Source organism: Marinobacter daqiaonensis, assembly GCF_900115285.1.
GTDB lineage: Bacteria > Pseudomonadota > Gammaproteobacteria > Pseudomonadales > Oleiphilaceae > Marinobacter > Marinobacter daqiaonensis.
The window spans coordinates 1-21,042 of record NZ_FOYW01000004.1 but is presented as its reverse complement, the minus strand read 5'-3'; the positions used below and the strand labels follow the sequence as shown (position 1 = coordinate 21,042).

33 protein-coding genes are annotated in these 21,042 nt (G+C 57.7%); 2 read left to right on the top strand and 31 right to left on the bottom strand.

The features are described from left to right. Positions 1-3: 3 nt before the first annotated feature. Positions 4-1,569, top strand: coding sequence for a sensor domain-containing diguanylate cyclase (locus tag BM346_RS17075; RefSeq protein ID WP_092016176.1), 1,566 nt, complete (start codon positions 4-6; stop codon positions 1,567-1,569). A 95-nt stretch (positions 1,570-1,664) separates the two neighbouring features. Here the strand turns inward: BM346_RS17075 and ssb are convergent, their stop codons facing one another. Together ssb and BM346_RS17065 are read right to left on the bottom strand one after the other, a co-directional pair. After that, the gene (gene ssb / locus BM346_RS17070; RefSeq protein ID WP_092016173.1) at positions 1,665-2,201 is read right to left on the bottom strand and encodes a single-stranded DNA-binding protein; all 537 of its coding nucleotides are present in this window, start codon (positions 2,199-2,201) and stop codon (positions 1,665-1,667) included. Then, entirely contained in the window at positions 2,185-3,453 is a 1,269-nt protein-coding gene (locus BM346_RS17065) for an MFS transporter (RefSeq protein ID WP_092016524.1), read from the bottom strand. The genes ssb and BM346_RS17065 overlap by 17 nt, the downstream gene beginning before the upstream one ends. A 375-nt stretch (positions 3,454-3,828) precedes the next feature. On the opposite strand from BM346_RS17065, the gene uvrA reads away from it, so the two are divergent. Further along, positions 3,829-6,657, top strand: a complete 2,829-nt coding sequence (gene uvrA, locus BM346_RS17060) for an excinuclease ABC subunit UvrA (protein WP_092016170.1) — start codon at positions 3,829-3,831, stop codon at positions 6,655-6,657. 462 nt (positions 6,658-7,119) lie between these two features. Here uvrA and rplQ read toward each other — a convergent pair whose 3' ends face one another. The 29 genes from rplQ to BM346_RS16915 all read right to left on the bottom strand — a co-directional run. Next, on the bottom strand, positions 7,120-7,515 hold the full coding sequence (gene rplQ / locus BM346_RS17055) for a 50S ribosomal protein L17 (protein WP_092016167.1): 396 nt from the start codon (positions 7,513-7,515) through the stop codon (positions 7,120-7,122). Between the two features lie 33 nt (positions 7,516-7,548). Further along, positions 7,549-8,553: a DNA-directed RNA polymerase subunit alpha gene (locus tag BM346_RS17050; RefSeq protein ID WP_092016164.1), complete on the bottom strand. Its 1,005-nt coding sequence runs from the start codon at positions 8,551-8,553 to the stop codon at positions 7,549-7,551. Positions 8,554-8,587: 34 nt separating this feature from the next. Then, complete coding sequence (rpsD, locus tag BM346_RS17045) at positions 8,588-9,208, bottom strand: 30S ribosomal protein S4 (protein WP_092016161.1); 621 nt, start codon at positions 9,206-9,208, stop codon at positions 8,588-8,590. 15 nt (positions 9,209-9,223) lie between these two features. Continuing rightward, on the bottom strand, positions 9,224-9,613 hold the full coding sequence (gene rpsK / locus BM346_RS17040; protein ID WP_007153992.1) for a 30S ribosomal protein S11: 390 nt from the start codon (positions 9,611-9,613) through the stop codon (positions 9,224-9,226). A 14-nt stretch (positions 9,614-9,627) separates the two neighbouring features. Then, the gene (rpsM, locus tag BM346_RS17035; protein WP_092016158.1) at positions 9,628-9,984 is read right to left on the bottom strand and encodes a 30S ribosomal protein S13; all 357 of its coding nucleotides are present in this window, start codon (positions 9,982-9,984) and stop codon (positions 9,628-9,630) included. 139 nt (positions 9,985-10,123) lie between these two features. Then, entirely contained in the window at positions 10,124-10,237 is a 114-nt protein-coding gene (rpmJ, locus tag BM346_RS17030; protein WP_008174902.1) for a 50S ribosomal protein L36, read from the bottom strand. 32 nt (positions 10,238-10,269) lie between these two features. Beyond that, complete coding sequence (secY, locus tag BM346_RS17025) at positions 10,270-11,586, bottom strand: preprotein translocase subunit SecY (RefSeq protein WP_092016155.1); 1,317 nt, start codon at positions 11,584-11,586, stop codon at positions 10,270-10,272. A gap of 17 nt (positions 11,587-11,603) precedes the next feature. After that, positions 11,604-12,038: a 50S ribosomal protein L15 gene (gene rplO / locus BM346_RS17020; RefSeq protein ID WP_092016153.1), complete on the bottom strand. Its 435-nt coding sequence runs from the start codon at positions 12,036-12,038 to the stop codon at positions 11,604-11,606. A 1-nt stretch (position 12,039) separates the two neighbouring features. Then, a complete protein-coding gene (gene rpmD, locus BM346_RS17015; RefSeq protein WP_092016150.1) occupies positions 12,040-12,225 on the bottom strand; it encodes a 50S ribosomal protein L30 in 186 nt (61 codons plus the stop codon). Positions 12,226-12,229: 4 nt separating this feature from the next. After that, positions 12,230-12,730: a 30S ribosomal protein S5 gene (gene rpsE / locus BM346_RS17010; protein ID WP_092016147.1), complete on the bottom strand. Its 501-nt coding sequence runs from the start codon at positions 12,728-12,730 to the stop codon at positions 12,230-12,232. 12 nt (positions 12,731-12,742) lie between these two features. Further along, the gene (gene rplR / locus BM346_RS17005; protein ID WP_092016144.1) at positions 12,743-13,090 is read right to left on the bottom strand and encodes a 50S ribosomal protein L18; all 348 of its coding nucleotides are present in this window, start codon (positions 13,088-13,090) and stop codon (positions 12,743-12,745) included. Between the two features lie 9 nt (positions 13,091-13,099). Further along, positions 13,100-13,633: a 50S ribosomal protein L6 gene (gene rplF / locus BM346_RS17000; RefSeq protein WP_092016141.1), complete on the bottom strand. Its 534-nt coding sequence runs from the start codon at positions 13,631-13,633 to the stop codon at positions 13,100-13,102. Positions 13,634-13,642: 9 nt separating this feature from the next. Further along, positions 13,643-14,035, bottom strand: coding sequence for a 30S ribosomal protein S8 (rpsH, locus tag BM346_RS16995; RefSeq protein ID WP_092016138.1), 393 nt, complete (start codon positions 14,033-14,035; stop codon positions 13,643-13,645). Positions 14,036-14,120: 85 nt separating this feature from the next. Continuing rightward, on the bottom strand, positions 14,121-14,426 hold the full coding sequence (gene rpsN / locus BM346_RS16990; protein ID WP_092016135.1) for a 30S ribosomal protein S14: 306 nt from the start codon (positions 14,424-14,426) through the stop codon (positions 14,121-14,123). A gap of 12 nt (positions 14,427-14,438) precedes the next feature. Beyond that, positions 14,439-14,978 carry a 50S ribosomal protein L5 gene (rplE, locus tag BM346_RS16985; RefSeq protein ID WP_092016132.1) on the bottom strand — a complete coding sequence of 180 codons (540 nt, stop codon included), beginning with the start codon at positions 14,976-14,978 and terminating at the stop codon, positions 14,439-14,441. Between the two features lie 14 nt (positions 14,979-14,992). Next, positions 14,993-15,313: a 50S ribosomal protein L24 gene (rplX, locus tag BM346_RS16980; protein ID WP_092016129.1), complete on the bottom strand. Its 321-nt coding sequence runs from the start codon at positions 15,311-15,313 to the stop codon at positions 14,993-14,995. 16 nt (positions 15,314-15,329) lie between these two features. Further along, positions 15,330-15,698, bottom strand: a complete 369-nt coding sequence (gene rplN / locus BM346_RS16975; protein WP_092016126.1) for a 50S ribosomal protein L14 — start codon at positions 15,696-15,698, stop codon at positions 15,330-15,332. Between the two features lie 59 nt (positions 15,699-15,757). Continuing rightward, entirely contained in the window at positions 15,758-16,024 is a 267-nt protein-coding gene (rpsQ, locus tag BM346_RS16970; protein ID WP_092016123.1) for a 30S ribosomal protein S17, read from the bottom strand. 1 nt (position 16,025) lies between these two features. Continuing rightward, a complete protein-coding gene (rpmC, locus tag BM346_RS16965; protein ID WP_092016121.1) occupies positions 16,026-16,217 on the bottom strand; it encodes a 50S ribosomal protein L29 in 192 nt (63 codons plus the stop codon). Further along, complete coding sequence (gene rplP / locus BM346_RS16960; protein WP_092016118.1) at positions 16,217-16,630, bottom strand: 50S ribosomal protein L16; 414 nt, start codon at positions 16,628-16,630, stop codon at positions 16,217-16,219. Before rplP ends, rpmC begins: the two co-directional genes overlap by 1 nt. Before the next feature lie 12 nt (positions 16,631-16,642). After that, positions 16,643-17,326, bottom strand: a complete 684-nt coding sequence (gene rpsC, locus BM346_RS16955) for a 30S ribosomal protein S3 (RefSeq protein WP_092016115.1) — start codon at positions 17,324-17,326, stop codon at positions 16,643-16,645. An 11-nt stretch (positions 17,327-17,337) separates the two neighbouring features. Continuing rightward, complete coding sequence (rplV, locus tag BM346_RS16950; RefSeq protein WP_092016112.1) at positions 17,338-17,670, bottom strand: 50S ribosomal protein L22; 333 nt, start codon at positions 17,668-17,670, stop codon at positions 17,338-17,340. Between the two features lie 17 nt (positions 17,671-17,687). Further along, a complete protein-coding gene (rpsS, locus tag BM346_RS16945) occupies positions 17,688-17,963 on the bottom strand; it encodes a 30S ribosomal protein S19 (RefSeq protein ID WP_091854875.1) in 276 nt (91 codons plus the stop codon). 23 nt (positions 17,964-17,986) lie between these two features. After that, positions 17,987-18,814 (bottom strand): 50S ribosomal protein L2, encoded by an 828-nt coding sequence (gene rplB, locus BM346_RS16940; protein ID WP_092016109.1) that lies wholly within the window; start codon positions 18,812-18,814, stop codon positions 17,987-17,989. Positions 18,815-18,831: 17 nt separating this feature from the next. Beyond that, on the bottom strand, positions 18,832-19,125 hold the full coding sequence (gene rplW / locus BM346_RS16935) for a 50S ribosomal protein L23 (RefSeq protein ID WP_092016107.1): 294 nt from the start codon (positions 19,123-19,125) through the stop codon (positions 18,832-18,834). Next, complete coding sequence (gene rplD / locus BM346_RS16930; protein WP_092016104.1) at positions 19,122-19,727, bottom strand: 50S ribosomal protein L4; 606 nt, start codon at positions 19,725-19,727, stop codon at positions 19,122-19,124. Before rplD ends, rplW begins: the two co-directional genes overlap by 4 nt. 11 nt (positions 19,728-19,738) lie before the next feature. Continuing rightward, on the bottom strand, positions 19,739-20,377 hold the full coding sequence (gene rplC / locus BM346_RS16925) for a 50S ribosomal protein L3 (protein ID WP_092016101.1): 639 nt from the start codon (positions 20,375-20,377) through the stop codon (positions 19,739-19,741). Between the two features lie 76 nt (positions 20,378-20,453). Continuing rightward, entirely contained in the window at positions 20,454-20,765 is a 312-nt protein-coding gene (gene rpsJ / locus BM346_RS16920) for a 30S ribosomal protein S10 (protein WP_004580743.1), read from the bottom strand. Between the two features lie 184 nt (positions 20,766-20,949). Beyond that, on the bottom strand, positions 20,950-21,042 hold a 93-nt coding region (locus tag BM346_RS16915), incomplete at its 5' end, for an EF-Tu C-terminal domain-related protein (RefSeq protein ID WP_207545791.1).

Genomic DNA, 21,042 nt, shown 5'->3' with positions numbered 1-21,042 from the left:
CTTATGGGAAAAACCGAACGGAACCAGGACACCCAGCCCGGCACAGCACCCGGAGCCTGCAGCGATCCGGACAGGCTGCTATGGGATATCGCTCCGGCAACGCTCTTTGTTGACCCGGAGCATCGTATCCGCCTCTTCACATCCGGCTGCCAGAGCCTGTTCAATCTGGCCGAGTCCGATATCGGGCGGACACTGAATGAGATCAGCCTGAAGGCCGACGACCGCCATCTTCTCAAGGAGGTGACGATGTCCCTGAAAACCCTTGCCCCATCGGAAAGCGAGGTCTTTGCAGACAACGGTAGCTGGTATTTACGCCGGATCGCGCCCTATCGCATCCAGGGAGAGCGGGCTGATGGTGTGGCAATCACCTACACCGACATCACCCGCCTGAAAAACACTCAGGACGAACTGAGCAGGATGACTCAGTCACTTGAGCAAAGTGTGGAAGAGCGTACCCGTGAAGCACAGGCTCATTTGCGGGAGCGGGAGCGCGCCGCCCGTGAGCGGGACGCATTCTTCGAGCTCTCGGCGGTACCTTTTTTTGTCATGGCACCAGACGGTTATTTCCAGCGCCTGAACCCGGCCTGGGAAGACCTTTTCGGCTGGAAGCTGGACGAACTCTACGAGCGGCCCTATCTGGATCTGATCCACCAGAAAGACCTGACCAGGTTCAAGAACGATATAAAAAAGGCTCGGAGCCAGGGACAGCCGGTAACTACCAATGCCCGGTTCAGGCTCCGGGATGGGAGCTATCACTGGCTCGAATGGGACGTTCAGCCCGGGGAAAACCAGGCAATGTGCGGTGTCGTTCGCAAGATTTCCCGGCACGGACCTTCCTCCCGGGCGTTACAGTGGGCCCGGGAGAAGCTGGAGAAACAGATGCCCCAGCGAGCCGGGGCGCCGGAGGCCGTGAAGGACCAGTCCCCAAAGACACTGAAACCCCTTGTCGAAACCTCGATCACCATTGACTCCCGGGGTCTTATAACCAGCATCAGTCCAGCTGTGGGAGGAAACAACAGGTATGCCAGCGTTCTCCATAAGGATTTCACCGGGCTGGTCAGTCGCACTGAGTTCGAAAACCGCCTGACCATGGCTGTTGATAGTGCCCGGAAAACCGGAAAGGTACATGCGCTGCTTTTAATGAGCCTGGACCGATGCCGGCCTGTCGAAGAGACCGGCGGAACAGCGGCCGTCAACGAACTGCTCAGGGAGGTCGCCGGAAAACTGCAGGTGCAGGTACGTCAGCGCGACACCCTGGCGCACCTGGAGGGCCACGAGTTCGCCGCCATTCTGGAGAACTGCGCGGAAGAACACGCCTGCCGCATCGCCGAGGATATGCGGGCCCTCACATACAATGCCCCTTTCACCTGGAACGGAAAAACCTATCAGGTTGGCATGAGCATCGGGATTGCCCTGGTCGATGCCCACGTTCCGTCAGCCCAACACGCTGTACACAACGCCAACAGTGCCCGTCACATTGCGCAGGAGGATGGGCGCAGCAAGGTGCATGTTTTCAATCAGGACACAGACGAGCCCCATCCCCCTGAAAAAAGGGGCCCGCCTCGATGAACTTGCCGGAGCGCGGCGGACAGGATCCGAAATAATAAAGGCCCTGTAAGCAGGGCCTTTATCACACTTGGGCGTAGTTGCTTCCAGACCATAGCCTAGAACGGAATATCATCATCGAAATCATCCACCGGCTCCGGCATGCTGCCCGAACCCTGGCCACCCGCTGGCTGACTATAACCGCCCTGCTGCCCGCCCTGCGGACCTGCGGGAGCGTTGTAGTTACCCTGCTGGGAGGATTGCTGGGGGCGCCCCTGGGGTGCTCCCTGGCTCGCTCCGCCGCCTTCGCCACGGCTATCGAGCATCTGCATCTGGCCATTGATATCGACCACCACCTCGGTGGTGTAGCGGTCCTGGCCATCCTGTCCCTGCCACTTGCGGGTCTGCAGCTTGCCTTCGATATAGACCTTGGAACCCTTACGCAGATACTGCCCGGCCACTTCCGCGATCTTGCCGAACATGACAATCCGGTGCCATTCGGTCTTGGGGACCAGCTGCCCGGTCTGGCGGTCCTTGTAGCTTTCATCGGTCGCCAGGTTCAGGTTGACCACCGCGTTGCCGTTTGGCGTGTAGCGGGTCTCCGGGTCCTGCCCCAGGTTGCCGATAAGAATGACTTTGTTAACACCTCGTGCCATGGTTCACCCCTGTTCTCTCATTGTCCACTGCGGACGATCCCTCGTCAGCGCCATTTTCATTCAACTCTATCACGAATCGATCCCGGTAACTCGGGGACGGCATGGTAACAGCCAGCAACAGCCACACCAGCAGCACCAGCACCATCAAGGTATAAACACCATCGGCCCCGGCCCAGCCGGAGAGCACCCCGCCAGCCGCTCCCCCTAGAAACGCACCAAAAAACTGGGCCGTGGAATAGACCCCCATGGCGGTGCCCTTGGCGCCGGCCGGGGCCTCCTTGCTGATCAGCGACGGCAGGCTGGCTTCCAGAAGGTTGAAGGCCATGAAAAAGAAAAACAACGCAAACCATGCTGCCGTCAGGGACGTTGCCCACTGCCACAGCCCGGCACTGGCCAGCACCAGGAGGCCGACCGCGCCGCACAGCACGATTTTCATCTGCTGTTTTTTCTCTCCGAAGATAATAAACGGCACCATGGCAAAAAATGAGGTCACCATCACAGTCAGGTAGAACCACCAGAGGGAATCAATGGCCAGGGCCAGGGTTTCCGATAACAGGACGGGCACCTGGATGAACAGAGCTGTCAGCACCAGGTGCAGAGCGAAGATTCCGAAATCCAGGCGCAGAAGCCGCGGATCGGCAAGTACCTTGCCCACCATGGACCGGGCCGGCAGGTGCTCACCCTGGGTGATCATGGCACTGGGGTTGGGCACCAGCCTCCATACAATGACCATGGCCACCAGCGCGAGAACGGCAGTCAGGTAAAAAATTCCTGCCAGGCCGGCGATCTCCCCCAGCAGCGGCCCCAGAATAAGCGACAGGGAAAACGACAGGCCTATGCTGATCCCGATGGTGGCCATCGCCTTGGTGCGTTCCTCCGCCCTGGTCAGGTCGCTGATCAGCGCCATCAGCACACTGGCTATGGCACCGGCCCCCTGCAGGGCCCGGCCCGCAATTACCCCGTAGATATGATCGGAGGCGGCGGCCAGAACACTGCCGGCGGCAAAAATCACCAAACCGATATAAATGAGCCGTTTGCGGCCGAGGCGGTCGGACAGCAAACCAAACGGCACCTGCAGGCAGGCCTGGGTCAGGCCGTATATCCCGATGGCCAGACCGATCAGCGCGGGCGTCGCGCCGGTCAGGTCGGGGCCCAGCAGGGCAAATACCGGCAGGACCATGAAGAGGCCGAGCATTCGCGTTGAGTAGACAGAGGCGAGCGCCGCAACGGCTCGTCGTTCAGTATCGTTCATCAGAATTCGCAGCATCTCGGGTAAAGCCGGGAGTTTATCAGATGAGGCAAGGCAACCGGGAATCTTCGCCGTGGATTTCACAACCTTGCCAGGCCGCGTCCGACACAGCGTGATCAGTGGGACGCCTCAGCCCCCTGGCCGACATTGCCCCGGCAACCCGGCATGAACGGCACTATCGTAGGCCCTGCCCGACAACCCTCGGGAAACCCCTACCACACTGGATGAACTCCCGCCCGACATACTGCCGGAGCCCGGTTCCCCTGGTAACAATACCGGCGGCACACTGAGCGGGTAGCCTCCAGCACTTGGCCACAAGGCTGAAGCGGTTATACTGGCGTATTCCCCTTCTTATTCCCTGACGGCCAGAGGAGCACTATGGATTCCATCCAGGTCAAAGGCGCACGCACGCACAACCTGAAGAATATCGATGTGGAACTGCCCCGGGACAAGCTCATTGTCATTACCGGGCTGTCCGGCTCAGGCAAATCCTCCCTGGCGTTCGACACCCTCTATGCCGAGGGACAACGACGGTACGTGGAATCCCTCTCCACCTATGCCCGGCAGTTCCTGTCGATGATGGAAAAGCCGGATGTGGACCATATCGAGGGACTTTCCCCGGCCATCTCCATCGAGCAGAAGTCCACGTCCCACAACCCCCGCTCCACCGTGGGCACCATCACCGAGATCTACGACTACCTGCGCCTGCTGTTTGCCCGCGCTGGCGAACCCCGCTGTCCCGACCACGGCCAGCCGCTGGAGGCCCAGACCGTCAGCCAGATGGTGGATCAGGTCCTCGCCATGCCGGAGGACAGCAAGCTGATGATCGTCGCGCCGGTGATCCGCGATCGCAAGGGAGAGCACCAGCAGGTAATCGACACAATGCGCAGCCAGGGCTTCATCCGCTTGCGTGTGGACGGTTACGTCTACGACATCGACGACGTCCCCCCCCTGGACAAGAAAAAGAAGCACGCCATCGACGTGGTGGTTGACCGTTTCAAAGTGAAGCCGGGCCTTGAACAGCGCCTTGCGGAGAGTTTCGAGACCGCTCTGGAGCTCTCCGACGGCATCGCCCTGTTGGCAGACATGGAAGGCAAGGAGGAGGACCAGACCTTCTCCGCCCGCTACGCCTGCACCCAGTGCGGGTATTCGCTCAGCGAACTGGAGCCGCGGATCTTCTCCTTCAACAACCCCGCCGGCGCCTGCCCCACCTGCGACGGACTTGGCGTCCGTCAGTTCTTCGATCCGGAAAAGGTTGTCCACACCCCCGCCGCCACCCTCGCTGAAGGCGCCATCAGGGGCTGGGACCGTCGCGCCGTCTACTACTTCCAGATGCTCAAGAGCGTTGCCGACCACTATGGCGTGGATATGGACACTCCATGGGAGGACCTCCCGAAAGAGTTCCAGGACGTGGTGCTTCATGGCTCTGGCGATGAAGACATTGCCTTTCGTTACGTTAACTCCCGGGGCCACATCATGCAGAAGGAGCACCCCTTCGAGGGCGTGCTGCCCAATCTGGAGCGTCGCTACCGGGAAACCGAGTCCCAGAGCATGCGTGAGGAACTGGCCCGTCACTTGAGCCAGCAACCCTGCCGGGACTGTGGCGGCTCACGGCTCCGGCGAAGCGCCCGGCACGTATTCATCGACGAGCACAATCTGCCGGAGATTACCCGCCTGCCGGTTGGTGACGCCCACGGCTACTTTGACACTCTCGTCCTGCCGGGACGGAAAGGGGAGATTGCCGAAAAGATCCTCAAGGAAGTCCGGCAGCGGCTCCAGTTCCTGGTGAATGTCGGCCTCGAATACCTCACCCTGGAGCGGAGTGCCGATACCCTTTCCGGCGGTGAGGCCCAGCGTATCCGGCTCGCCAGCCAGATCGGCGCAGGCCTGGTGGGGGTGATGTACATTCTCGACGAGCCTTCGATAGGCCTGCACCAACGGGACAACGACCGCCTGCTGGCCACCCTCACCCACCTTCGGGATCTAGGTAACACGGTCATTGTGGTTGAACACGATGAGGATGCCATCCGCGCCGCTGATCATGTACTCGATATCGGCCCGGGCGCCGGCGTTCACGGCGGCCATGTGGTTGCCCAGGGAACACCGGAAGACATTATCACCAATGACAACTCACTCACCGGTCAGTACCTCAATGGCACTCGCAGAATCGAAGTACCCGCGGTCCGGAATACCGGCAATGGCAAGACCCTCGTCCTGGAGGGCGCCAGCGGCAACAACCTCAGGGACGTCACCCTGGAGCTGCCGCTGGGCATCATGACCTGTGTCACCGGAGTATCCGGGTCCGGCAAGTCCACCCTCATCAACAGCACGCTCTATCCAGTGGCCGCAACGCGTTTGAACAAGGCGACCAGCCTCAGCCATGGCCCCTATAAACGCCTTGAGGGACTGGAGCATCTGGACAAGGTCATCGACATCGACCAGAGTCCCATTGGCCGCACCCCACGGTCGAACCCGGCTACCTACACCGGGATCTTCACCCCGATCCGCGAACTCTTTGCCGGCACCCAGGAAGCCCGAAGCCGGGGTTACAAGCCCGGTCGCTTCAGCTTCAATGTCAAGGGCGGCCGCTGCGAGGCCTGCCAGGGGGACGGGATGATCAAGGTGGAGATGCACTTCCTGCCTGACATCTACGTCCCCTGTGATGTCTGCAAGGGCAAACGCTACAACCGGGAAACCCTGGAAGTGCGCTACAAGGGCAAGAACATCAATGAAGTGCTGCAGATGACCGTGGAGGAAGGGCGCGCTTTCTTTGATGCGGTTCCTTTTCTGGCCCGCAAACTCCAAACCCTGGTGGACGTGGGCCTGTCCTACATCCGCCTGGGCCAGAGCGCTGTCACACTATCCGGCGGTGAAGCCCAGCGGGTCAAGCTGGCGCGGGAGCTGTCCAAGCGCGATACGGGCAAGACCCTCTACATTCTTGACGAACCCACCACAGGCCTGCATTTCTACGACATCCAGCAACTGCTGACCGTACTCCAGCGCCTCCGGGACCACGGCAACACCATCGTGGTGATCGAACACAATCTGGACGTCATCAAGACCGCCGACTGGATCATCGACCTTGGCCCTGAAGGTGGTTCGGGGGGTGGCATGATCATCGCCGAGGGCACGCCCGAGGAGGTGGCAGAGAGCAAGCACTCCCACACCGGGCGTTACCTGAAGCCTTTGCTCGCGGGCAGAGGGTAACGGGCTGATCCTGGACGGAGGCTGGGGCCGGACTGGAACCGGTGTCTGGCCGGGCCTGGGACTGGGGCTGGGGCTGGGGCTGGGCACTGTAGGAGCTTGCCTGCAAGCGAGGAGGAAACGCTCGGTTTCTGAGCTTTCATCTTCGCTTGCAGGCAAGCTCCTACAGAATTGCGAGGCCGACATTGGCTCTCGAGAGGAGGCTTCACCTTCAGCGCCTGCCTCTTCGCTTGCAGGCAAGCTCCTACAGGGTTGTGAGGTCCACTTGGGGCGGAGGGTGGCTTCACCTTCAGCGCCTGCCTCTTCGCTTGCTGGCAAGCTCCTACAGGGCGGTTAGCTCTGCCCTGGCTCCCCAGCCTATATCTCCGCCTTCTGACAGCTTCCTACGCCCGGAATTGGCTTTGCCTGAAAGCAAAAAGGCCGGGGGCTTCTCAGTCCCCGGCCTTTTTGTGAACTCCAACGGTATTACTCGTCGTCGCTCATCTCTTCAGCTTCCAGATCCACCGGACGGCCGACCAGCTCGACGAATGCCATGGGGGCATTGTCGCCGGCACGGAAACCGCACTTGAGGATGCGCAGGTAGCCACCCGGGCGCTCGCTGTAACGCGGGCCCAGCTCATCGAAGAGCTTGGCGACTGCTGCGTCGTCGCGCAGGCGGGAAAACGCCAGACGACGATTGGCAACCGAATCATTCTTGGCGAGCGTGATCAACGGCTCCGCTACCCGGCGAAGTTCCTTCGCCTTGGGCAGGGTTGTTTTGATCAGCTCATGACCAACCAGTGACGCAGTCATGTTACGAAACATGGCCTTGCGATGCGCACTGGTCCTGCTGAACTTACGACCACTCTTACGATGACGCATTGCTCTTATTCCTTAACTCAAACTAATCGGCGATCAACCGCCCAGAACCCGGTCATCACCACGAAGGCTTGCCGGCGGCCAGTTGTCAAGACGCATACCCAGGGACAGCCCACGTGAGGCCAGGACGTCCTTGATTTCGGTCAGCGACTTTTTACCCAGGTTAGGCGTCTTCAACAGCTCGACTTCAGTGCGCTGAATAAGATCGCCGATGTAGTAAATGTTCTCTGCTTTGAGGCAGTTCGCTGAACGCACTGTCAGTTCCAGATCATCCACCGGGCGCAGCAGAATCGGATCGATTTCTTCCTCTTCCTCTACTCGCTCGGGCTCTTTCTCATGATCGAAATCGACGAATACCGCCAGCTGCTGCTGGAGAATGGTTGCCGCCCGGCGAATTGCTTCTTCCGGATCGATCGTGCCATTGGTTTCCAGATCAATAACCAGCTTGTCCAGGTCAGTGCGCTGCTCGACACGGGCGCTTTCAACCGCGTACGCAACCCGACGGACCGGACTGAAAGTCGCGTCCAGCTGAAGGCGTCCGATCGCGCGGGTCTCGTCTTCGTCAAGACCACGCTGATCTGCAGGCTCATAACCACGGCCACGCACCACTTTCAGACGCATGCTCACTTCACCCTTTTCACTCAGGTGACAGATCACATGATCCGGATTGGTGACCTCGACATCATGATCAAGCGAGATGTCGCCGGCTGTTACGACACCCGGGCCTTTCTTGCTGAGGGAGACCTCGGCTTCGTCACGCCCCCCCATCTTCAGGGCAACGCCCTTGAGGTTCAGGAGAATCTCAATGACGTCTTCCTGGACACCCTCAATCGCGCTGTATTCGTGCAGCACACCGTCGATCTGCGCTTCGGTGATCGCACACCCTGGCATTGAGGACAAAAGGATACGACGCAGGGCACTACCCAGAGTGTGACCAAAGCCACGCTCGAGCGGCTCAAGAGTCACCCTGGCGCGAGTGGTGCTCAGTTCCTTTACGTCAATGGTACGAGGTGTCAATAACTCATGTACTGAACGCTGCATAGACGCCCCTATCTGCTCTCGTTGCTAATGGACTTTACTTGGAGTAAAGCTCGACGATGAGGTTCTCGTTGATGTCCGACGACAGCTCGGTACGCTCCGGTACCGACTTGTATGTGCCGGTCATCTTGTTGGCGTCAACCTCAACCCACTCTACCGGGGCACGGCTGGCAGCGAGTTCCAGGGCGCCTTTAACGCGCAGCTGGTTCTTTGCCTTTTCACGGATACTGATCACATCGCCAGGACGCACCTGGTAGGACGGGATGTTCACCGGCTTATCGTTCACCAGAACCGCCTTGTGGGAGACCAGCTGGCGTGATTCCGCCCGCGTTGAGCCGAAGCCCATGCGGTAAACCACGTTATCCAGACGCCCTTCCAGCAGTTGAAGCAGGTTCTCGCCGGTCGCGCCCTTGATACGGGCCGCTTCCTTGTAATAATTGCGGAACTGCTTCTCGAGTACGCCATAAATACGACGGACCTTCTGTTTTTCACGGAGCTGAACGCCATACTCGGACAGACGACCACGACGCGCGCCGTGCATGCCCGGGGGTGTTTCAATGTTGCACTTGGAATCAAGCGCACGAACACCACTCTTCAGGAAAAGATCTGTCCCCTCACGGCGAGACAGCTTACATTTCGGACCTATGTAACGTGCCATATCTCACTGTCTCCTTTAAACGCGGCGCTTCTTGGGCGGACGACAGCCGTTATGGGGAATCGGCGTCACATCAGTAATGTTGGTGATCTTGTAGCCACACGCGTTCAGCGCGCGAACTGCAGACTCACGTCCGGGCCCGGGACCCTTAACCTCTACGTCCAGGTTTTTAAGGCCGTATTCAGCAGCCGCATTACCGGCTCTTTCAGCTGCTACCTGCGCAGCAAAAGGTGTGCTCTTGCGTGACCCACGGAAACCGGAACCACCGGAGGTGGCCCAGGACAGGACGTTGCCCTGACGGTCGGAAATGGTCACGATAGTGTTGTTGAAGGACGCGTGAATATGCGCGACGCCATCAACAACCGTCTTTTTCACCTTTTTACGGGTACGTGTACCTGGCTTTGCCATGTTTGCCTACCTGTTTACTTTCGAATCGGTTTGCGAGGACCTTTACGGGTGCGCGCGTTGGTCTTGGTGCGCTGGCCACGAACCGGAAGGCCGTGACGATGACGCAGACCACGGTGGCAACCGAGATCCTTCAAACGCTTGATGTTCATCTGAACTTCACGACGCAGGTCACCTTCAACGATGAGCTTGCCCACTTCAGAACGAAGGGATTCAAGCTGCTCGTCAGACAGGTCCTTGACCTTGGCGTCCTGCTGGACACCTGCTGCATCGCAAAGCTTCTGGGCTGCCGTCTTGCCAACACCAAAGATGTAGGTCAGCGAGATAACAGCATGTTTGTTGTCGGGTATATTGACACCGGCTATACGTGCCATTCAGATTACTCCGCGTTCAAAGCTTTGCTGTGTGAATTTTCCGCCACGAAAAGGGCGCGAAATAATAGCGCCTGACCCCGCATGGAGTCAAGCGCTATCAATCAGGCCCAGGCGTAACCAGAGTCGATTCCGTTAGAAATCAGCCCTGGCGCTGCTTGTGACGAGGCTCCGAGCAGATGACCCGAACCGAGCCATTGCGTCGAATTACTTTGCAGTTACGGCAAATTTTCTTTACCGAAGCGCGTACTTTCATTGTCGACTCCAGATTTCAAGGGGGCTGACGGATCAGCGACCATAGCCCTTCAGATTGGACTTTTTCATCAGTGATTCGTACTGATGGGACATCAGGTGCGACTGTACCTGCGCCATGAAATCCATCACCACGACTACCACGATCAGCAGCGACGTACCGCCCAGGTAGAACGGAACATTACCTGCCACCATCAGGAACTGGGGAAACAGGGATACCGCTGCGATGTACATAGCACCAAACAGAGTCAGCCGGGTGAGCACCCCATCAATATACTTGGCGGTCTGCTCACCGGGACGGATGCCGGGGATAAAGGCACCGGACCGCTTCAGGTTATCCGCGACTTCCTTCGGGTTGTACATCAGCGCCGTATAGAAGAAGCAGAAGAAAACGACTGCCGCAGCAAACAGGATGATGTACAGGGGCTGACTCGGAGCCAGTGCCTGGGACACGTCACTCAGCCACTCCATGCCTTCACCCTGCCCGAACCACTGACCCAGTGATGCTGGGAACAGCAGGATGGAAGAAGCAAAGATGGGCGGGATGACACCGGCCATATTCACTTTCAGGGGCAGATGGCTGGACTGCTGGGCAAATACCCGTCGGCCCTGCTGCCGCTTGGCATAGTTGATGGTCAGACGCCGCTGGCCACGCTCCATGAACACCACGAAGCCCACCACCGCAATCGCCAGCACACCAATGCCCAGCACCACCAACAGGCTCATTTCACCGTTACGGGCCTGCTCAAGAGTCTGCCCGATGGCACCAGGCAGTCCCGCGACGATACCCGCGAAGATCAGCAGTGAAATACCGTTGCCGATACCTCGCTCGGTGATCTGCTCGCCCAGCCACATCATGAAGACGGCACCGGAAACGAAGGACACCACGGCCACAAAGTGGAAACTGAAGCTGTCGTTGAAGGTAACCCCCTGGGACGCAAGTCCCATGGAGATACCCATGCCCTGGACCAGGGCCAGCACAACCGTGAGATACCGGGTGTACTGACTGATCTTGCGCCGTCCGGACTCGCCTTCCTTCTTGAGCTGCTCAAGTTTCGGGCTCACCGCGGTCATCAACTGCATGATGATGGACGCCGAGATGTAGGGCATGATGCCGAGGGCGAAGATACTCATCCGCTCAAGCGCACCACCGGAGAACATGTTGAACAGACTCAGGATGGTTCCCTGATTCTGCTCAAACAGTGCCGCCAGGCGATCCGGATTGATCCCGGGAACAGGAATGTGCGCACCGATCCGGTAGATCAGCAGCGCCAGGACCACAAACCAGAGCCGCGAACGCAGCTCTGCCAGTCCTTTTCCTGCGCCCGCGGGCATTGATGATGTCTTGGCCATGCAGTCCTCGACTCGCCTTATTCTTCGACTTTGCCACCCGCGGCAGAGATTGCCTCACGGGCGCCCTTGGTCACCTTCAGACCCTTAACGGTCACCGGACGGGTCAGTTCGCCGGAGAGAATCACGCGAGCCGCGCGAATTTCCTCACGAATGATGTCCGCTTTTTTCAGTGCGTCCAGGTCAGCGACGTCGCCGTCCACCTTGGCCAGCTCATTCAGCCGGATCTCAGCAACGTAACGCTGCTGGCGGGAGGTGAAACCGAATTTCGGCAGACGACGGGCCAACGGCTGCTGACCGCCCTCGAAACCGGGGGCTACCCGGCCGCCGGAGCGCGCTTTCAGGCCCTTGTGACCACGACCGGCTGTCTTGCCCAGGCCGCTGCCGATACCCCGGCCAACGCGCTTGGCGGACGGGCGTGAACCCGGTTCCGGACTCAGTTCGTTCAGGCGCATCTTAGTTCTCCTCAACCCTTACCAGGTAGTTAACCCGGTTGATCATGCCGCGGATGGAAGGTGTGTCTTCCACTTCCACGGTGTGACCAATTTTGCGAAGACCCAGGCCCTTCACGCACAGTTTGTGCTTGGGCTGACAGCTGATTGGGCTGCGGGTCAGTGTAACCTTGATTGTCTTGTTCGCCATGACTTCAACCCAGAATGTCTTCCACGGTCTTGCCGCGCTTGGCTGCAACATCTTCAGGCGCTTTCATTGCCTGGAGACCCTTGATGGTGGAACGTACCACGTTGACCGGGTTGGTAGACCCGTAACACTTGGAAAGTACGTTCTGAACACCTGCTACTTCCAGTACCGCACGCATCGCGCCACCGGCGATGATACCGGTACCTTCAGAGGCCGGCTGCATGTAGACCTTGGAGCCGCCATGCTGGGCGCGGACCGGATACTGCAGGGTGGTGCCATCAAGAGGCACATCCACCATGTTCTTGCGTGCGGCTTCCATGGCCTTCTGGATGGCAACCGGTACTTCCCGGGCCTTACCACGACCAAAACCAACACGGCCCTTGCCATCACCCACAACAGTCAGTGCGGTGAAGGCAAAGATACGACCGCCCTTGACCACCTTGGCCACGCGGTTTACCTGAACCAGCTTTTCCTGGAGCTCAGGCGCCTTCTGTTCGTTAACGCTCATCTTCTCCACCTCTTAGAATTGCAAGCCAGCTTCACGGGCAGCGTCGGCCAGGGCCTGAACGCGACCATGATAACGGTAACCGGAGCGGTCAAACGCCACTTTCTCAATGCCGGCAGCCTTGGCACGCTCAGCGATCAGCTGACCGACCTTCTTGGCGGCATCCACGTTACCCGTAGCACCCTGACGCAGATCCTTGTCCAGTGTGGAGGCAGAAGCGATAACCTTGCTGCCGTCTGCAGTGGTGACCTGGGCATACATATGACGCGGCGTGCGGTGAACGCACAGGCGGTCTGTACCCAGCTTACGGATCTTCATGCGCACTTTGCGTGCGCGACGCAATCTTTCTGTATTAGCGCTCATAGTCCCGCCTTATTTCTTCTTGGCTTCTTTGCGTCTGACCTGCTCATCCGAGTACCGAACACCCTTGCCCTTATAAGGCTCTGGCGGACGGAATGCGCGGACTTCAGCAGCGACCTGGCCAACCTGTTGCTTATCGATCCCGCGAATAACAACTTCCGTATTAGACGGAGTTTCAGCGGTGACCCCCTCGGGCAGTTCGTACTCAACCGGGTGTGAGAACCCAAGTGTCAGGTTGAGCTTCTTGCCCTGCGCCTGCGCCCGGTAACCAACGCCGGTCAGGTTGAGCCTGCGCTCGAACCCGGCGGAAACACCGGTAACCATGTTATTTACCAGCGCACGGGTGGTGCCAGCAAGAGCGCGGGACTGCTTTGCACCATCGCGGGGAGCAAAGCGAAGAACGTTTTCTTCCTGCTTGACTTCAACCGCCTGGTGGATGGTGAACTGAAGCGCTCCCTTGGAGCCCTTCACATTGATTTCCTGTCCGTTCAGCTTAACCTCAACACCGGAAGGCAGCACGACAGGATTATTGGCAACCCTGGACATGTCTTTCTCCTAGAATACGGTGCAGATGACTTCGCCACCCACGCCGGCAGCACGTGCAGCGCGGTCGGTCATAACGCCCTTGGACGTAGACACGATAGCGACCCCGAGACCACCTGCCACTTTCGGCAGTTCGCCTGTGCCCTTGTACTGGCGCAGACTGGGGCGGCTCACCCGTTTGATTTCCTCAATAACCGGCTTGCCACCGAAGTACTTGAGGGAAATGGTCAGTTCCGGCTTGGCGTCAGCTGAAACGGAAAAATCTTCTACGTAACCTTCGTCCTTAAGGACCTGGGCCACGGAGATCTTCATTTTGGAAGACGGCATGACCACGTCGGCCTTCTGTGCCATCTGTGCGTTACGGATACGGGTAAACATATCCGCAAGCGTATCTTGCATACTCATTTGTATGAGGCTCCTGATCTTTTTAGTTGTGCAGCGGCGTGCCGCACCGCTTACCAACGGCCACCGCGACGAGTCGCGGTGACGCTTACCAGCTTGACTTGGTCAGACCCGGTACGTTACCCGCCATGCCCTGCTCACGAAGCTTGATGCGCGAGAGCTTGAACTTGCGGAGAACGCCGTGGGGACGGCCAGTCATCTGACAGCGGTTGGTGAGACGCGAAGGGCTTGCATCGCGAGGAAGCTTCTGCAGCTTCATCTGTGCGTCCCAACGTTCCTCTTCGCTGATATTCGGGTTCTTGATAATCGCCTTGAGCTCGGCGCGTCTGGTTGCGTATTTCGCAACCGTCTGTTCGCGCTTGAGCTCGCGGTTCTTCATTGAAACCTTCGCCATGTCACTCGTTCCTTATTTCTTGAACGGAAAGCCAAAGGCTTTCAGCAGTTCGCGGCCTTCGTCATCGGTTTCAGCACTGGTGGTGATGGTGATATCCAGACCACGGATCTTGTCTACGCGATCGTATTCAATCTCCGGAAAAATGATCTGCTCACGCACACCCATGCTGTAGTTGCCACGACCGTCGAAGGACTTCGGGTTGAGACCACGGAAGTCGCGAACACGCGGAATGGCAATATGTACCAGCCGGTCGAAGAAATCCCACATGCGCTCGCCGCGCAGGGTAACCTTACAACCGATTGGCCAGCCCTCACGAATCTTGAAGCCGGCAACGGATCTGCGCGCCTTGGTGACCACAGCCTTCTGGCCGGCCAGCCGCTCCAGATCCGCAACAGCGTTCTCGATCAGCTTCTTGTCGCCAACCGCTTCGCCGACACCCATGTTCAGGGTGATTTTCTGGATCCGCGGAACCTGCATTATGTTCTTGTAGCTGAACTCTTTCTGCAGGGCGGGAATCACTTCCTTACTGTACTGCTCTTTCATATTAAGCATCGTAACCACCACCCTTACTGGTTATCGACAGCTTCGTTCGTGGACTTGAAGATCCGCACTTTTGCGCCGTCTTCCTTGATCTGGAAGCCTACGCGATCGGCCTTGCCGGTCTGCGGATTAAAAATTGCCACGTTGGAAGCCTGGATTGGCGCTTCTTTCTCGACGATGCCACCTGGGGTGCCCAGCATCGGGTTCGGCTTGGTGTGCTTCTTCATCATATTGATGCCAGAAACCACAACCCGGCCGTCATCCTGAACTTTCAGAACTTTACCGCGCTTGCCCTTGTCTTTACCCGTGGTGACGATTACTTCGTCATCTCGTTTGATCTTTTTCATAACCGGCCTCTAGTCCTTACAGTACTTCGGGTGCCAGTGAGATAATTTTCATGAACTTCTCGGTACGCAGCTCGCGGGTTACCGGCCCGAAAATACGGGTGCCGATCGGCGCGTTCTGGTTGTTAAGAAGTACTGCCGCGTTGCCGTCGAAGCGGATCAGTGATCCGTCAGGACGACGCACACCCTTACGGGTACGCACGACAACAGCATTGAGGACCTGGCCCTTCTTCACCTTACCACGGGGGATGGCTTCCTTAACGGTCACCTTGATGATATCTCCCACCTTGGCATAACGCCGGTGTGAACCGCCCAGGACCTTGATGCACTGCACCTGACGTGCACCACTGTTGTCCGCGACTTCAAGCATTGTTTGAGTCTGAATCATGGTTATTCTCCAGCAGAAACCACTATCGCAGTTTCGACAAGACTCACCGTCGGGGCGAGTTACACCTTGGAAGCGCGTTCGGTGACTTCAACCAGGGCCCAGCTTTTGGTCTTCGAGACCGGGCGGGTTTCCTTGATCGTAACCAGATCACCGATGTTGCACTCGTTCTGTTCGTCGTGAGCATGAATCTTGGTCGAGCGCTTCACGTACTTACCGTAAAGCGGGTGTTTCACCTGGCGCTCGACCAGAACAACAATGGACTTCTCCATCTTGTTGCTCACGACCTTGCCGTTAAGGGTTCTGGCAGTTTTGGTAGCTTCAGTCATGTCACTGTCCTGCCTTTTCATTCATTACTGTTTTCACACGAGCTATGTCGCGCTTCACCTTCGGGAGAAGGTGACTCTGATTCAGCTGACCTGTCGCCTTGCGCATACGCAGGTTGAACTGCTCCTTCAGGAGGTCGATCAGCTCTTTGTTCAGCTCGTCGACTGACTTCTCACGCAGCTCTGTTGCTTTCATCACATCACCGTCCTCGTTACAAAGGTGGTCTGAACGGGCAGTTTGGCCGCCGCAAGAGTGAACGCATCACGTGCAATCTCTTCGGATACCCCTTCCATCTCGTAAAGCATACGACCTGGCTGGATTTCGGCTACCCAGTACTCGACAGAACCCTTACCTTTACCCATACGTACTTCAAGCGGTTTGCCGGTAATCGGCTTGTCGGGGAAGATCCGAATCCAGATCTTACCGCCCCGCTTGATCCGACGCGTCATGGTACGACGAGCCGCCTCAATCTGGCGTGCTGTTATACGTCCACGAGTCGTCGCCTTCAATCCGTATTCACCGAAGCTCACCTTGTTGGCGCGTTGAGCCAGACCGGTGTTACGGCCTTTCATTACCTTGCGGAATTTGGTGCGTTTTGGCTGCAGCATACGAGTGCCCCTTTACTTGGAACCTTTCTTACGAGAGGCATTCTTGTCAGCACGGACCTCATCCATACCACCAAGAATCTCACCCTTGAAGATCCATACCTTCACGCCGATGATGCCGTAGGTGGTCTTCGCTTCGTAGGTGGCGTAGTCAATGTCTGCACGCAGTGTGTGCAGAGGAACGCGACCTTCACGGTACCACTCGGAACGGGCAATTTCGGCGCCCCCGAGACGACCGCCAACCTGGATCTTGATACCCTTGGCGCCCTGACGCATGGCATTCTGAACCGCACGCTTCATGGCGCGACGGAACATTACACGACGCTCGAGCTGACCGGCAACGTTTTGCGCTACCAGCTTGGCATCCAGATCCGGCTTGCGGACTTCCTCGATGTTGATGTGCACAGGCACGCCCATCTTCTCGCTGACTTCGCGACGCAGACGGTCAACATCTTCACCCTTCTTGCCGATAACAATACCGGGACGGGCGGTATGGATCGTGATCCGGGCATTCTGAGCCGGGCGCTCGATCACGATCTTGCTGACTGACGCCTTTTCAAGGCGCTTCTCCAGGAACTCGCGAACCTGAATATCATTCAGGAGCTTGTTCGCGTAGTCCTTCTTCTCGGCATACCAGATTGAGTTGTGCTCTTTGACCACACCCAGCCGTATACCGGTCGGATTTACTTTCTGACCCATCTGAGCATCTCCTACTTGTCGGCGACCTTGACGGTGATATGACAGGTGCGCTTCATAATCCGGTCAGCGCGCCCCTTGGCTCGAGCTTTGATCCGCTTGAGCGTCGGACCTTCATCCACCATGACGGTGGAAACCCGCAGATCATCTACGTCCAGACCTTCGTTGTGCTCAGCGTTGGCAATGGCGGATTCAAGAGCTTTCTTGATCACGACCGCCGCCTTCTTCGGGCTGAAAGTCAGAATGTTCAGGGCGTCCTCAACCGCCTTGCCACGAACCTGGTCAGCGACAAGACGTGCTTTCTGAGCAGAGAGGCGAGCGCCCTTATACTTGGCTGCTACTTCCATTTCATTTCCCCTCACAATCAGCGTTTAGCTTTCTTGTCGGCTGCATGACCACGGTAAGTCCGCGTTGCCGCGAACTCGCCCAGTTTGTGACCGACCATGTCTTCGGTCACGTACACGGGCACGTGTTGCTTGCCGTTGTGGACTGCAATGGTCAGACCGACGAACTCCGGAAAGATCGTGGAACGACGGGACCAGGTCTTGATCGGCCGCTTGTCGTTCGCTTCCAGAGCTGTCTCGACCTTCTTCAACAGATGCAGGTCTATAAAAGGACCTTTCTTTAAAGAACGTGGCACAGCAATTACCTCTATGTAGTCGTTTACTTGGCCGAACGACGACGTACTATCATCTTGTCAGTACGCTTGTTCTTACGAGTCTTATGCCCTTTGGTCGGAACACCCCACGGAGTAACCGGGTGACGCCCGCCAGAGGTACGCCCTTCACCACCACCATGTGGGTGGTCAACTGGGTTCATAGCAACACCACGTACTGTTGGCCGTTTGCCGCGCCAACGTGATGCACCCGCTTTACCAAGCTGCTTGAGGCTGTGTTCGCTGTTGGACACTTCGCCCAACGTCGCGCGACAGTCAACAAGCACCTTTCGCATTTCACCTGAACGCAGGCGGATGGTGGCATATGCCCCTTCCCTTGCTACCAGCTGTACGGATGCGCCCGCGGAGCGAGCCAGCTGTGCACCTTTGCCAGGCTTGATTTCGACGCAGTGGATTACGGAACCGACCGGAATATTCCGGAGCGGCAGCGTGGAACCCACCTTGATCGGTGCGTCGATACCGGAACGCACAGGATCACCGGCCTGCATACCTTTGGGAGCGATAATGTAGCGACGCTCGCCATCGGCATACTTCAGCAGTGCGATGTGCGCAGAGCGGTTCGGATCGTATTCCAGGCGCTCAATGACCGCTGGAATGCCGTCCTTGGTCCGCTTGAAATCGATTACGCGGTAGTGCTGCTTGTGGCCACCACCAACGTGACGGGTGGTGATGCGACCAAAATGGTTACGACCACCCGACTTGCTTTGACTTTCTACCAACGGCTCGTAAGGGCGCCCCTTGTGGAGATCCGGGTTGTAAAGCTTTACAACGTGACGGCGTCCGGCAGATGTTGGTTTGGTTTTGACGATCGGCATATTACGACCCCTTTACCTTATTCCACATCCAGAAAATCGATGTCCTGACCTTCCGCCAGCTTCACATAAGCCTTGCGAATGTCATTACGCTTGCCGAACCCGCGGATAGTACGCTTGAGCTTACCCTTACGGTTCGAAACCTGAACACCTTCGACGGTGACGTTGAACAGCTGCTCAACGGCTTTCTTGATCTCCGGCTTGGTGGCATCAGGCGCCACACGGAAGACCACCTGATTGCTCTCCGCTACCAGAGATGCTTTTTCTGATACGTGCGGTCCCAGAAGAACCTTGTAGATACGTTCCTGATTCATCCCAGCATCTCCTCGATCTTCTTAAGAGCCGGAACGGTAATCACAACCTTCTCAAAGGCAACCAGGCTAACCGGATCAAGGCCCGCAACGTCACGCACGTCAACGTGCGGAATGTTGCGGGACGCCAGATGAAGGTTCTGCTCTACATTCTCGGCGAGAATCAGGGCGTTGCTCACACCCAGACCCTTCAGCTTCTCGCTGAACGCCTTGGTCTTCGGGCTGTCGACGGTAATGTCATCAACCAGCACCAGACGATCCTGACGAACCAGCTCGGAAAAAATGGACTGCATCGCGGCGCGGTACATCTTCCGGTTTACTTTCTGTTCGAAGCTCCGGGGCTTGGCGGCGAAGGTAACGCCACCAGTGCGCCAGATCGGGCTTCGGATAGTACCGGCACGGGCACGACCAGTACCCTTCTGACGCCACGGCTTCTTACCACCGCCGCTGACCTCAGAACGGGTCTTCTGAGCCTTGGTACCCTGGCGACCACCAGCCATGTAGGCGGTAACAACCTGGTGAACCAGCGACTCGTTAAACTCTTTGGCGAACGCGGCGTCGGAGACGGAAATCCCCTGACCGCTACCTGTAATTGTCAATTCCATCGCACCGCTCCTCAGGCTTTAACTGCAGGCTTGATGATCACGTTGCCACCGGTAGCACCGGGAACAGCGCCACGGATCAGCAGCAGGTTGCGCTCGGCATCAACACGAACAACTTCCAGGTTCTGAACAGTAACCTGTTTGTTGCCCATCTGACCGGCCATCTTCTTGCCCTTGAACACCTTGCCCGGGGTCTGGTTCTGACCAATGGAACCCGGCGCACGATGGGACAGGGAGTTACCGTGAGTCGCGTCCTGCATGGAGAAGTTCCAGCGTTTAACGCCACCCTGGAAGCCCTTACCCTTGGAATGGGCAGTGGCGTCGACGACCTGACCGTCCGCGAATACAGACACGGTGATCTCGCCGCCAGCCTGGAACTCATCGCCTTCGCCATCGGCAAGACGGAATTCCCACAGACCGCGACCAGCCTCAACACCAGCCTTTGCGAAGTGACCTGACTGAGCCTTGGAAACCCGGGAGGGACGACGGTTGCCCACAGTCACCTGGACCGCACGGTAGCCATCGCTTTCGAGAGTTTTCAGTTGGGTAATGCGGTTGGCTTCAACCTCAATTACCGTTACGGGCACAGACTGCCCGTCTTCCGTAAAAATACGGGTCATACCGGCCTTACGACCGACTACACCAATTGCCATGTTTCACCTCTTAAGTGTACGGGGCTCACACCCTCTATGGCCTTAGGACAGTTACACTGACTAACACCAGGTAGTGTTAGCCGAGGCTGATCTGAACGTCTACACCTGCTGCCAGATCCAGCTTCATCAAAGCATCTACTGTCTTTTCCGTCGGCTCAACAATGTCGAGCAGACGCTTGTGCGTACGAATTTCGTACTGATCGCGCGCGTCTTTGTTGACGTGCGGAGAAATCAGAACGGTGTACTTTTCCTTCCGCGTCGGCAGAGGGATTGGTCCACGCACCTGAGCGCCGGTCCGCTTTGCGGTATCGACGATCTCCTGCGTGGACTGGTCGATCAGGCGATAATCAAACGCCTTCAACCGGATTCGAATCTTTTGGCTTTGCATGATGCACCAAACTCCACTCGTAGCAGCTACTGTTAGCCGACCTTCAAAAAAAGGAGCCGCATTGTATGCATAATACCCAGCAGTGTCAAGCAGCTGCCTGACCGACTGATATTGCTGGTGTTACGTACTTGCGGGACAGAAAAAAGGGCTGCGAAGCAGCCCTTTTTCCGGATCATCCGGCGAATTACTCGATGATCTTGGAAACCACACCGGCACCAACGGTACGGCCGCCTTCGCGAATCGCGAAGCGCAGACCATCTTCCATGGCGATCGGAGC